The organism is Dysgonomonas sp. BGC7 (assembly GCF_001261735.1).
Classification (GTDB): Bacteria; Bacteroidota; Bacteroidia; order Bacteroidales; family Dysgonomonadaceae; genus Dysgonomonas.
Genome location: NZ_CVRP01000007.1, coordinates 524,601 through 537,961, shown reverse-complemented (window position 1 = coordinate 537,961; position 13,361 = coordinate 524,601). Strand labels below are relative to the sequence as shown.

Here is a 13,361-nt window from a genome sequence, read left to right as displayed (position 1 = left end):
TTTAGTTGTTAATATCCGATATTCGGTGCCAGATTCGGATTCAACTGCAATTCTCGCCCGGGTATAGGCAACACCATTTGATGATCGAGTAGTCCTAATTCCTGTTTAGCTCTTCCTGTTCTTACCAAGTCATGGAACATAAAATTCTCTCCCATCAGTTCCCTTCTGCGTTCATCTAATATTGCTGTTATAAAATCATTATCATTAGCTGGAAATATATCAGTTAACCCTCTAAATCGGCGCAATTCATTCAATCGACCGACACCAGCAGAACGTCCTTGAGCTTCGGCGCTAATCAGATACATTTCGGCAATACGGGAAATAATTACGGGATCGCGACCTGTTTGTCCACTCGGGTATTTATTGATACAGTCAGTTCCTGCTATATTTATAAAACTAATAGCTTTACGCTTATCTGCTTCAATAAAAAGATCCATCAACTCTGTAGTCGGTCTGTATGACCCTTGTCCCTTATTTGGATGAGCATATGTATAATATAAGTCACTTATATTGATACTTGATTCTTCTGTAATATTTTCAAAAGCAAAAATAATTTCACTATTAGCCTCTTTACGGAATATTTTTTCGAAACTATCTAGTTTGTATACACCCGAAGTTATTAGACTTTCGGCCAACTCAACAGCTTGTCTTTTCTTTTCAGATGTTCCCTGACTAAGCAAGGCTCTTGCTTTTAGAGCAATAGCAGCATCTCTAGAAACATAATAATAATTTTTAGAAGATCCGAGTATTGATGCAGCAGCATCGAGATCTTCTTCTATAAACTTCCACACTTCTGCAACAGGATCTCTGGATACTTTATCCATTGTATTCTGACGCAATATAGGCATGTCTCCCCAACGGGTTACCAGACAGAAGTAAATATATGCTCTCAGATAATGAGCTTCGCCTTTAGCTTGTATTCCTATCTCTGAAGAAGGGAAACGGTTACTTACCGCAATCATATTATTTACCTGATATAAAGCACTGAAATAGCCGTTCCAGCCGGAAACAATATATGAATTTAAAGGGCTTAACGTTCCATTTATTATATCTTTAGGTGTTCCATTAGCAGTACGGAGTATTCCTCCCAACATATCGAACATTATATACGAACGCACTCCCGGATCATTCTGAACACTATAATACATCCCATTGCGAATGGCAGGAATATCTTTTTCTGTAACCGCTTCGGGCGATATAGATGAAAAAGAATACTGATCGAGTTGTCCGGAACAAGAGCTCAATATGTATACAAAGCTTATTATTATAACTATATATTTTTTCATATCTATATTTTTTAAAAACTGATATTTGCTCCTATAGTAAATGTTCGAGGTTGAGGCACAGCAAATGTATCTACATTCAGGAAGCGCGGATCAAGATTGTTACTAACCTGAGGATCCCATCCCGGATACTTAGTTATAAGGAAGAGATTATCTCCCTGACAAAATACTCGCAGCGATTTCATATATACTTTCGACAACATCTTAGCCGGAAAATTGTAACTTAAAGTCAATGTACGTAACCTGATAAACGAACCATCTTCGAGCCATCTATCCGAGTTCCTTGTATTGTTGGCATCTCCATTGAGAGACCGTGGGTATTTATTTGTAGAGCCGGGACCTGTCCAACGATTTTCAGCATGCTCTTTGAGTACAGCGTTACGATGTCCAAGCTTTGCAACATCCACTTGCCATTGTGCATAAACGTCATTACCATACATATACGAAAAAAATACATCGAGCTGAAAACCATTGTAACGGAATGTATTATTCCAGCCCCCGAAAAAGTCAGGATTAGGAGAGCCTGTTACTACACGATCATTATCATTGATAATACCATTACCATCGACATCTCTCCATTTTACATCTCCAGCCCTTACTCCTATTTCGTATTGTTCTTTAGGCACCTCTCCGTCATACTGATATATACCTTCTTTGATAAAGATATAATACGCACCCATCTCTTTTCCTACCTGCAAAGCTCTATTTCCGCCAACACTTATTGGAGCATCATCTCCTATTAAAGCTGTTATTTTGTTACTATTGGTAGCAATATTGAATTGAGAGAGCCATTCAAACTTGCCAAAGTTAAAATGAGTATTAACAGTAAATTCTCCACCTCTATTGCGCATAGACCCTATATTAGAAGTTATACTTGTTACTCCCGTAGTTGCATGTACAGGCATACTGTAGATCAGATCCTTTGTATTTTTTTGATATAGGTCGAGCATCATATTCAATTTTCCTTTAAATAGTGTGACATCGAAACCAACATCATACTGGTCAGCCTTTTCCCATGTAAGAATTTCATTTCCGAATGTTGATACTGCTATACCACTAGCTCCTCCATAATTAGTTCCACCCGACATCAAGGCCTGATATGCATAACTGCCAATACCATCCTGATTTCCTGTCTTGCCATAACTCACACGGAATTTAACTTCAGCATCGCGGTCTTTCAGAAATTTTTCTTCCGACATATTCCAACCTAAGGAGACTGACGGAAACCATCCCCAACGATAGTCCTTAGCAAAACGAGATGAACCATCGGTACGCAATGTACCTGTAAGAATATATTTATCGAGATAAGACAAGGTGGTACGACCGAAATAGGACTCCATTGCATAGATTCCTTTTCCGGTAGATGAAGTAGTTTCTGCCGCAGCACTGGCTACTGTAAATGAGGGTGAAGGGAAATTACGAGCATCAATATATGTTGTGGTGGTTGTTACTTTCTGAAAAGAATGTCCAACCATTGCGTTCAATGAAAAATCTTTAAACTTATCATTATAATTGATAACATTCTCTGATAACAAATTCTTGATCAATCGTGTACGATCCAGTAATCGGCCAAACCCCATGCCATAAGGATGTTTTTCATTGTAATATGTATAATCATATGTATTTTGCACATCGGCATTGAATGAGTATTTCCATGATAGTTTGTTTTTATACTTCAACAAACCGTAAAAATTACCTAAGTATCTTAAATCTTCGAAATAAGAATCCTGCTCGTTCAAGATTTGTAGAGGATTGTGAAAAGTAAGTTCATCTGTTCCTCCTACATAATAATCTCCATTTGGTTTATAAGGACGATCGAATGGTCGTTGCAATATAGCCCGACCAATAATAGTAGTGCCCAGATTGGCACCGGGTACCTGGTTATTCTTCATATAGTTTGCCGAGTTATTGGCACCAACTTCGAGCCAAGTAGTCAATTCATGACTAATCTTAGCCTTAAGGTTTATTTTTTCCATTTTATTGGTTTTAATAACTCCTTCCTGATTTGTATAATTGGCTCCTATATAAAATTTAGTCTTTTTTGTTCCGCCCGAAAAAGAAGCATCGACACTATAGAAAGTTCCCGTTTGTGTAATAACATCCATCCAATCTGTATCGGGCAAATTACCAAAAGGGTTTGAAATTGGGATCTTGTAGCCCGAATTTCCAATAGATAGTCCATATTGTTTATTATAGTTGGCAACTCCCTCATTGTAATCTCTTATATAAAGACTGGAGTCTGCCATCTTTATTTTTCCTATATTGGGAAACTTAGTAAAACCTGTAGTAACATTTACACGTATGTCTGACTTTCCTTCTTTTCCAGATTTTGTTGTAATGACTATTACACCGTTAGTAGCCCGCGATCCATAAATAGCAGCAGATGCAGCGTCCTTAAGCACCTCTATAGACTCAATATCAGTAATATTAAGAGTGGACAATGACCCCATAGACTCTCCAAAGTCGTATAGGTTAGCATTCTGATTGGTAATAGGAATACCATCTATTACATACAAAGGCTCGTTGCTTGCACTAAGCGATGATATTCCGCGTATACTCATTCGCTCTCCGGAACCCAAATTTCCAGAACCTGTAGATGTTGTTACTCCTGCAATACGCCCATCTAAAAGTTGCCCCGGACTGGTTACCTGACGAAGATTTGTTTCGTCCACTGTCAGTTTGCTAATAGCACTTGTTACCAAAGAACGACGTTGAGTACCATAGCCTATTACAACAACCTCTTCCATTAATTTGGGATCTTCCATCAGCCGTATATTATATACCTGATCAGCTTTTGCAACAACAGTTTGAGCCATAAAACCAACATATGTAACGGCGATTACTGCATTTGGCGTAATATTAGCAAGAGTAAAATATCCATCAACATCGGTAACAACTCCATTTGTTGTACCTTTTTCTACAACACTTGCACCAATAACAGCCCCTCCTTGAGCATCTAAGACTCGACCTTTTATTGTTATTTTAGGATTTTGGAGAGATGTGGGGATAGTTTTCACTTCATTCTTTCTACGAACAAAAACCTGTCTCCCATCAATAAAATAGGCATTATCAGTATCTTCAAATAATCGGTCTAGTATCTGTTGGATAGTCTGATTTGATGTTGCCAGATTTACTATTTTCTTTTTATCCAGGCTTTCGTCCTGATAAAAAAATATATATCCAGTTTTACGCTGAACAACATCTATAGCTTCTGTTAGCTTCTTATTCTCTATCTTAAGGGAGTAAGTTGACCTTTGGATATCATTTTCAGCTTGAAGATATCCGACTGCGGAACATATAAAAATAAGGAAAAATAAAAGTACCCTTAGATTTATTACCAACCCGTGTGTTTTTCTTTTATAGTTGTTAAATCTTTTCATATATTTGTATGTTATTTAATGTTTTATACAGTAATGTATATTCATAAATGTAGGGCGGGCAATATTGCGAGTATTGTTCGCCTTTGTTGTTCTCGTATATTATTTTGTCATAGGCATAGTCTTTTTTAGGGGTTAACACTAAATTTATATTTATTATTTTCTTTGATATACTTTACTGATACAGACTGACAAATACCATCCAGCACTTGACTTATATTATCCTTAAGATCAAGCCCTCCGGAGCAACGCAAATCATAAATATCGACATCGCAACTGATAGATATGCCATAGTAACGGGAAAGACGCTCAAGAATAACTCCTAAGCGCTCATTCTTAAAGAGACTGTAACCACTTTTCCATGATATATAACTAAGTACATCTACATTTTCTATTCTACGATGTTCTGCTGAAGCATAAAAAAGCTGATTAGGTTTTAACAGAACTGTTTCTTGTTTTCCTGTTCTATTTTCGACTTCAACAGAACCTTTGACAAGAACAACACTATGCGCTTTTTCATTTTCATAAGCCATAACATTGAATTGAGTACCTAAAACTTTTACATCCATTTCTTTCGTTTTCACTATAAATGGATGGTCTTTATCAGAAACAATATCTGCATAAACTTCTCCATCTACATATATTTCTCTGACATCCTTAGCGAACGAAACAGGATATACAATACGACTTCCGGCATTAACCCAAATCTGACTTCCATCAGATAAAATAACTGAAGATCTCTTACCATAGGGAACTACAAGTTGTATATATTCTAGCTTCTGAGACTTTTTATCTACTACTTTATCGTTTACTACAATATTTTCCCCCTGACTATAATCTACTACCGCACTATCTCCCGGAATAGATAATTCACCGGCGGAACTGATAAGCTGAATTTCATCCGATATACTTTTCTTTGCTATATGCCGAATATCGACTTCTTCTGTTAAAAGACCATTGTCCATGTCAGAATTACCATGTTTGATAAAAACAACAGAGAGAATAAATACTACAGCTATACTAGCAATGGCTATAGCAGATCTTAAATAAAGTTTTCTTTTCTTTTCCTTTATGGTTTCGTCTATACGTTCCCATAAAAAAGGAATACGGCTATCTACGAAGTCAGCAACTTCTTTGTTACTTTCGTTCAGTTCTAAGATAAATTGTCGAGCCCGAGCAAAGACATCAGCATCTATTTTTCCGGTATCGACCAGTTTGCTCCAAAACTGTTCGGTCTCGGGTGTGGGGTTATATGTCGATTCGAGGAAAAAATCATCGCTCAGAAACTCATCGAATGTATATTCCTCATAATTGTTTTTCATTATTTATTGGCCTTTATTATAACAGACATAAATAGAGTAAAAAAGTACTCTATTATTTTTTAGTTTTTTTCGAAATATTTTAAGCTGTTAAAAAAATAGAAGGAAGAATAGAGGGAAAGTTACCAAGTCGGGTAACAAAGACCTGATTTTTTTTAGAGTAATCTGAACCATATTTTTTGCAGATTGGATATTGACTCCCATTATATCTGCAATTTCTTTATACGATAATTGCTCTACGTATTTATAGTAAAGAACCTGTTTCTGTCGAGAAGAAAGATATTGTTCTATAGTCTTTATTATTTTTCGGTCTTGTTCAGACTTTTCATTAAGCATAATCTCTTCCTCTATATTATATGAAGAGGCAAAAAAGAGTGGATCTATCTTATCCAGTTTGAATGTCTCATTATTTTTACTTAGCCTATTGAATAATGTATTACGCAGGGAAATAAACAGATAGAATTTTATATTATTCACTTCAGGCAGCTTTTTTCTATCATTATATATTTTCACAAATATATCATGTATAGCATCTTCTATCAACTCATAATCGGATGTATAATGCAGGCCATATACATACATAGCTTTAGCAAATCTTTTATAGATAGCAGCATAAGCATCTTTATCTCCATCTACAAATGCCTTCCAGATAGCTAAATCCTGAATTTGATTCTTAACACACATATCTCTGACAGATCAAAGGAAACCTATTTTCAGATAAGAATAATCAATCTATAGATAATTACGAATTTACACTATAAAATATTATTCACCTATTTACAAAACTACATAAACCAATACTATCCTTCTATTTTTAGCTGGATGAATAGCTCAATATCTCCTGCAAATATACCAATATTACAATAGACGATTGTTTCTAAAAAGTTATATCACTATTAAGATTATAGTAACAAAACCGCTTTAATCAATCGTAGCAACAACCAGTTACAAATAAAATTAATACTTTTGGACTCAATATTAAATAAAGGTTACAATACCACAAAACAATAGTATTACAATCATTAAGGACGTCTAAAGATATGAAAAAAAAACAAAGCAAGTCATTCTTTATTGGAGCAAAAGAAAAAGTATATCCTGCCGGAGAAGGTATCACTCGGCAGTTTATAGGGTACGATGATACAATAATGATGGTAAAGGTTATGTTCGAAAAAGGAGCTATAGGCTATGAACATCAACACTTCCACGTGCAAACAACATACGTTGTATCCGGCAAATTTGAAGTTACAATAAACAACGAAACCCGAATATTGGAAGCAGGAGACGGATTCTATGCGAAGCCTGATATTATACATGGCTGTGTGTGCATAGAGGCAGGCGACCTGATAGATGTATTTGCTCCAATCAGAGACGATTTCTACGAAACAATAGATCGATAAAGAGTTGTATCCTAATAAACAAAGAGGTCTGTTTCGCATGAAACAGACCTCTTCTATTTTTATCGATCAGAGAAATCTCTTATTTTATCACTTTCAGTTCATCTACAATACGAGGGCATTTCATTACCTTATCTATAATATAGAGAACATAACGAATATCGACACTTATTGTACGTTGCAATTCCGGCTCGAATACGATATCTCCGCTCAATGCTTCCCAGTTGCCATCAAAAGCCAAGCCTATAAGTTCAGCATTACCATTAAATACAGGGCTACCTGAGTTTCCTCCTGTAATATCGTTATTCGATAAGAAGTTAACATGCATTTTGCCATCAGGGGCTGCATATTGACCAAACTCTCCTTTTTTCAAATCATCTAATATATACTGCTGAACAGCAAATTCAGGATCTTCTGCATTTTCTTTTTGCTGCACTCCCTCCGAGGTGGAATAGTGTTCATAAATTACCGCATCTGCCGGTTTATAGCCCCCTACAGAGCCATAACTCAAACGCTGAGTAAAGTTTGCATCAGGAGAAAATGTCTTATTCGGCTCCATCTCCATCAGACCAGCCATAAACAGACGCTCTCCTTTACCTATTTGTGCAATAAATGGTTGCGATCCTTCACTAAGGAGTTTCAAACAAGGCTCTAATGATTTTGCAAGTTCTATTGCCGGATCATTCATTATATCCTTTTCTTTTCCATTCGCTATCAGATTTATCGTTCCATCCAAAGATGTCAATTTCGTATTCTTATAGAACCACTCTGCATACTTATCATAATCTCCTTTAAACTTCTTCTTTATCTTATCAAAGATAGAAGGCATATATTCGGCCGGCACCCTTTCAGCATATAGTTTAAGAAGTACAGGCATGACATGGCGGTCTAATGCAGGCTCATAATCTTTATAAATACCAGACATACGCCCTGACAATTCTTCCGCCTTGTTTCCATTCTCCATTTTACTAACAAACAAAGCCGTATTAGCCATACGGGTAATTTCTATTCCCATATAAAATGTTTCGTACAGATAAGTTTGATTCTTCGCAACATCCATAGTAGAAGTATAACCATCTTTCAACATAGACAGAACATCTCCATATTTAGTTCCATTACCGGAAGATGCCACCCATTGAGAAAATCTATTTTCCAGTTCCTCTTTATCTTTTATTACATCCAGTTTTGCAATAGCTTCGTTCATCCCCATGGCATTCTTCCAATAGTTAGAACTTCCTGCATATTTCGAGGCATATTTAATACGGATAGCGTCACTGGCATTCATTGCTTTTCTCCAGATATCTTGCTTCGCTCCACGAACTTCGATACGAGGTTTATGCTCCGACTCTACCATCTGCGTAATACCCCACGAAGACAGATAGCGCTCTGTACTGCCGGGATAGCCAATGGTCATAGCATAATCTTTATCTTTAAATCCTTTAATAGATACCGGCACAGAATATTTCGGACGATAAGGGATATTGTCTTCGCTATAATTAGCTGCTTCATTATTTTTATTTGCATATACTCTGAATACAGAAAAGTCTCCTGTATGACGAGGCCACATCCAGTTATCTGTTTCTCCTCCGAATTTACCGATCGAAGACGGTGGTGTGAATACCAGACGCACATCTTTAAATACATCATATATTACAGCATAATATTTGTTGTGAGCATAAAATGGCACCACCTGAGCACGCACGAACTCATTACCCTTATACTTTTTAAGATATTCGTTCGACATAGAATCTATTTTCGCTTCACGAGCTTCTTCCGTGTCGTCAGGCAAGATAGTTGACATTACAAACTCAGTTATATCCTGAGTTTCGCGAAGGAAGCGAATTGATAAACCTTCAGCAGGTAACTCTTCAGAAAATGTCTGACTAACGAATCCATCTTTAAGGTAATCGTGCTCTACCGAGCTCAATTTCTGAATATTTCCGTATCCGCAGTGGTGATTGGTAAAAATCAAGCCTTGATCGGAAACTGCAACACCTGTACATCCTCCGCCAAAAATTACCACTGCATCCTTCAGTGAAGGATTAGTTTCGCTATATATACTATCTGTAGGAAATGTAAAGCCCAGTTCCTTCATTCGAGCAATACTTTGCTTGTTCAGCTCTTTAAGCAACCACATACCTTCATCTGCCTGTACAAGAAGTACAAAAAAGAATGTGGCAAGTAATAAAAGAATTTTTCTCATTTTTCTGTTCAAATTTTAGAATAGTTATTTATGTGATTCAATGGTTTATATTATTTTAAGCAACAGCTTTTGGTCATTCCTAAAAGTACTATTTTAACTAAAAAGTAACGAAAGTAACAGATTTTACCCGTTTTTCATTTGTTATATTTAACCCTATTCTCAAAAAGGTATTTTCTTTATAGATAAAGTTCCAGAAAATCGACACTAAGCTATAGAGATCTTACCTAATACAATTTCAACACCCAATTCACGATTCATTATCGTTTATTGTTTTTCTTTTTATATATTTATTTATAACAGGAATGCTTGACAAAGGCATATCTCTTTTTACGATTATGACAGCAAATACGATTAATAATACTGTCCGATATAGCATTCGCAATATTTCATTATCTATTTGCGGAAGCATAGCAGCAGCATAGAAACCTACAGCTAGAGCAAAATATATAAAGATACTTTTCAGATCGTATTTTATAGGGAAATATTTCTGCCCGAAGAAATAAGAAATAACCATAATCAAAAGATTACATGCAAACGTAGCCCATGCACTCGCAATATATCCGTATATAGGTACTAATATAATATTCATAGTAAGCTGAATAACACACCCAAAGACAGAGAAATAAGCTCCATACTTAGTTCTATCCGTCAACTTATACCATACAGAAAGATTGAAGTATATTCCAAAAAATATTTCTCCCAACATAGCATAGGGCAAAATATCCAAACCTCCAATAAAATCTTTTCCGACCTTGGTCATGAGGAACTTGATTACATCAATATAGAACATCATACCCAAAAAGATGAATAAAGCAAAAATGATGAAATACTTCATAGCATCCGCATACGGTTTTGTATTTCCTTTATTTTCGCTCTTTCCAAAGAAGAAAGGCTCATATGCATATCTGAAAGCCTGAATAAACATAGTGATAACAACTGTTATTTTCAGACTGGCATTGTAAATACCCAACTGTGTATCTGCCTCTACAATATCACCACCGAACAAATAAGGATATACCAATCCTGCTATCGCCTGATTTACCACACCCGCCAAGCCCAAAATAAGCAAGGGAAAAGAATATTTTAGTATTCGCTTTAACAGAGTGTTATCGAAGCGGAATTTCAACCCCTCCATCGTGTTGGGGATAAGTAACAGAAGTATAATAAGAGTAGAAAGCAGATTGGCAAGAAATACATATCCGACACCAAAATCGGGATGATAGAATTTCATTAACCCAAGGTCGGGGAAAGTCTTATACAGCCAAGGACATAATAAAAGGAAGAAAACATTCAGCACTATATTGGATAATACAAATGTCATACGGAGCATCATAAAGCGCATAGGTCTTTTCTGATGTCTCAGGTATGCAAACGGAATGGTCATAAAAGCATCTATGGCCACAGTCATAGCCATCATCATAATATGACCTTTATGCTCATACTTTATAAGTTCCGAAATAGGAGTAATGAATGAAAAACAAAGCAAAATAAAAAGGGCAGAGCTAAAACCTAATGTTATTAGTGATGTGGAATAAACGGTTGCAGTATTTTCTTCCTTTTTATTCATAAAGCGAAAGAAACCAGTCTCCATACCATATGTCAACAGTACCATTAATACGGCAACATAAGCATAAATACGATTGACCTGACCGTATTCCATCGGATTGAAAACTGAGATATAAAGAGGAAATAAACACCAGTTGAGAAAACGTCCGACAATACTGCTCAATCCATAGATTGCAGTATCTTTTGCCAAACTTTTCATTCCACTCCCTGCCATAGTTTTTCTTTAGCTACAAAAGTAATATATATAATCAATAGATAAAGGCTTTTATTCTCTTTTCTCTGCTCTTATCGCATTTGATTATCGCGACAACAACTGTTTGTACAACTATAAAAAAGCCAATTCTATACTATATTTTCCATATTATAAATTACCTTTGCCATAAGAAAATCAAAAAAACGTAATCCCATGAATTATTACCATTTGTCCATATTGGTACATCGCCAAGCTCTTAGGTATGGAAGAAAGACAGCCCTAAAATATAGAAATGCAGAAGAAAAAAAATGGAAAAACATATCTTGGAAAAAATTTTCTGAGAATGTTATGAAGACTGCATGGGCTATGGCAGAAATGGGAGTGCAAGAAGGTGATAAAATAGCTGTATATTCACAGAATATGCCTCAGTATCTTTTTACAGACTTTGGCTCTTATGCCAACCGCTGTGTATCTGTGCCTATATACGCCACATCTTCCCCTACACAAGTGGAATATATAATAAATGATGCTAATGTAAAACTATTGTTTGCAGGAGAGCAATTCCAATATAACAACGCATTTAAAGTACAGCAAAAAGAATCTTCGGCATTAAAAAAAATAATCGTATTCGATCCGAAAGTTAAATTTCATCCCGAAGATAAAACGTCTATATACTTTGACGATTTCATAGCCAGTGGAGAGAATTCACACACAGAAGTAACAGTCCGTGTACGCATGAAGGAACGCAGAGATGATGATATAGCTTGTATCATCTACACATCGGGAACCACAGGGGAACCTAAAGGAGTAGTACTCCCCCATTCATGCTTCTTACAAGTATTTCGTATCCACGATATACGTCTGACGATGACGTCGAACAAAGATTTATCAATGAATTTCCTTCCGTTGGCTCATATATTCGAGAGAGCATGGACCTATTATGCGATTCATAAGGGAATGACTACTGCTATAAATCAGGATGCAAAAGAAATACAAAAATCCATCAAGCAGGTAAAACCTACAATAATGTGTAGTGTACCTCGCTTTTGGGAAAAAGTATATGCAGGAGTACATGCAAAAGTATCGGAATCGAAAGGCTTCATGAAATGGCTCTATACAAGTTCTATGAAAACCGGACGAAAATACAATCTCGATTATAAAAACAATGGATTGAGAGCACCGTTGGGTACACGCATCAAGTTCTTCATATACAATAATACTGTATTCCGCGTACTGAAAATGGTGGTAGGTATTGAGAAAGGAAATATTTTCCCATGTGCCGGAGCTCCTGTATCCGACTCTATAGTCGAATTCCTTATGTCGGTAAATATTCCTATTATTGTAGGATATGGGCTTACCGAGACAACTGCAACTGTCAGCTTTTATCCCGAACAGAGATTTGTGATAGGATCAATAGGAACTATTATGCCCGAAGTAGAAGTGAGGATAGATGAAAGCAACAACGAAATATTGGTGAAAGGCAAAACTGTAATGCGCGAGTACTACAACAAGCCCGAAGCTACAGCCGAATCCTTTACCGAAGATGGGTTTTTCAGAACCGGTGATGCCGGACGACTAGAGGGTAATGTATTGTACTTAACAGAACGTATAAAAGATCTATTCAAGACTGCTAACGGAAAATACATTGCACCTCAGGCAATAGAAACACGTGTAGGAGAGGATAAATATATAGACATGATCGCTATTATAGCCGATGAGAGAAAATTTGTAAGTGCCCTCATTGTTCCCGACTATAAAGCATTGGAAGAATATGCCGATGAAAACAATATAACATACAATAAACCGGAAGATCTATTTCATAATGTAGATATCCTGCGTATGCTTGATGCCCGTATAGAATTACTTCAGGCTAACTTTGCTCCATACGAAAAGATAAAAAAATACAGGCTTCTACCCGAACCATTCACGATGGAGGGAGGTGAGCTAACGAATACTCTGAAAATTAAACGCAAGTTTGTAGCCGAAAAATACAAAGACCTCATAGATACGATGTATAAAGAATAAA

8 protein-coding genes are annotated in these 13,361 nt (G+C 36.3%); 2 read left to right on the top strand and 6 right to left on the bottom strand.

Features of this window, described 5'->3' with window-relative positions; genetic code table 11:
- Positions 1 to 8: 8 nt before the first annotated feature.
- The 4 genes from BGC7_RS07580 to BGC7_RS07565 form a co-directional block, all read right to left on the bottom strand.
- Positions 9 to 1,286 (bottom strand): RagB/SusD family nutrient uptake outer membrane protein, encoded by a 1,278-nt coding sequence (locus BGC7_RS07580; RefSeq protein ID WP_050700948.1) that lies wholly within the window; start codon positions 1,284 to 1,286, stop codon positions 9 to 11.
- Between the two features lie 11 nt (positions 1,287 to 1,297).
- Positions 1,298 to 4,663, bottom strand: a complete 3,366-nt coding sequence (locus BGC7_RS07575; protein WP_050700947.1) for a TonB-dependent receptor — start codon at positions 4,661 to 4,663, stop codon at positions 1,298 to 1,300.
- Positions 4,664 to 4,788: 125 nt separating this feature from the next.
- The gene (locus BGC7_RS07570; protein ID WP_050700946.1) at positions 4,789 to 5,982 is read right to left on the bottom strand and encodes a FecR domain-containing protein; all 1,194 of its coding nucleotides are present in this window, start codon (positions 5,980 to 5,982) and stop codon (positions 4,789 to 4,791) included.
- 87 nt (positions 5,983 to 6,069) lie between these two features.
- Positions 6,070 to 6,663, bottom strand: coding sequence for an RNA polymerase sigma factor (locus BGC7_RS07565; protein WP_050700945.1), 594 nt, complete (start codon positions 6,661 to 6,663; stop codon positions 6,070 to 6,072).
- Between the two features lie 356 nt (positions 6,664 to 7,019).
- On the opposite strand from BGC7_RS07565, the gene BGC7_RS07560 reads away from it, so the two are divergent.
- Positions 7,020 to 7,376 (top strand): cupin domain-containing protein, encoded by a 357-nt coding sequence (locus BGC7_RS07560; RefSeq protein WP_050700944.1) that lies wholly within the window; start codon positions 7,020 to 7,022, stop codon positions 7,374 to 7,376.
- Positions 7,377 to 7,455: 79 nt separating this feature from the next.
- Here BGC7_RS07560 and BGC7_RS07555 read toward each other — a convergent pair whose 3' ends face one another.
- Both BGC7_RS07555 and BGC7_RS07550 read right to left on the bottom strand, forming a co-directional pair.
- Positions 7,456 to 9,576, bottom strand: coding sequence for a S46 family peptidase (locus BGC7_RS07555; protein ID WP_050700943.1), 2,121 nt, complete (start codon positions 9,574 to 9,576; stop codon positions 7,456 to 7,458).
- Positions 9,577 to 9,823: 247 nt separating this feature from the next.
- On the bottom strand, positions 9,824 to 11,356 hold the full coding sequence (locus BGC7_RS07550) for a lipopolysaccharide biosynthesis protein (RefSeq protein ID WP_050700942.1): 1,533 nt from the start codon (positions 11,354 to 11,356) through the stop codon (positions 9,824 to 9,826).
- 192 nt (positions 11,357 to 11,548) lie between these two features.
- Between BGC7_RS07550 and BGC7_RS07545 the strand changes: the two genes are divergently transcribed.
- Positions 11,549 to 13,360: an AMP-dependent synthetase/ligase gene (locus BGC7_RS07545; RefSeq protein ID WP_050700941.1), complete on the top strand. Its 1,812-nt coding sequence runs from the start codon at positions 11,549 to 11,551 to the stop codon at positions 13,358 to 13,360.
- Position 13,361 lies beyond the last annotated feature (1 nt).

Excerpts from the sequence above, each read along its gene's own strand:
- BGC7_RS07580 (WP_050700948.1), bottom strand. The coding sequence starts at position 1,286 with ATGAAAAAATATATAGTTATAATAATAAGCTTTGTATACATATTGAGC.
- BGC7_RS07575 (WP_050700947.1), bottom strand. The coding sequence starts at position 4,663 with ATGAAAAGATTTAACAACTATAAAAGAAAAACACACGGGTTGGTAATA.
- BGC7_RS07570 (WP_050700946.1), bottom strand. The coding sequence starts at position 5,982 with ATGAAAAACAATTATGAGGAATATACATTCGATGAGTTTCTGAGCGAT.
- BGC7_RS07565 (WP_050700945.1), bottom strand. The coding sequence starts at position 6,663 with ATGTGTGTTAAGAATCAAATTCAGGATTTAGCTATCTGGAAGGCATTT.
- BGC7_RS07560 (WP_050700944.1), top strand. The coding sequence starts at position 7,020 with ATGAAAAAAAAACAAAGCAAGTCATTCTTTATTGGAGCAAAAGAAAAA.
- BGC7_RS07555 (WP_050700943.1), bottom strand. The coding sequence starts at position 9,576 with ATGAGAAAAATTCTTTTATTACTTGCCACATTCTTTTTTGTACTTCTT.
- BGC7_RS07550 (WP_050700942.1), bottom strand. The coding sequence starts at position 11,356 with ATGGCAGGGAGTGGAATGAAAAGTTTGGCAAAAGATACTGCAATCTAT.
- BGC7_RS07545 (WP_050700941.1), top strand. The coding sequence starts at position 11,549 with ATGAATTATTACCATTTGTCCATATTGGTACATCGCCAAGCTCTTAGG.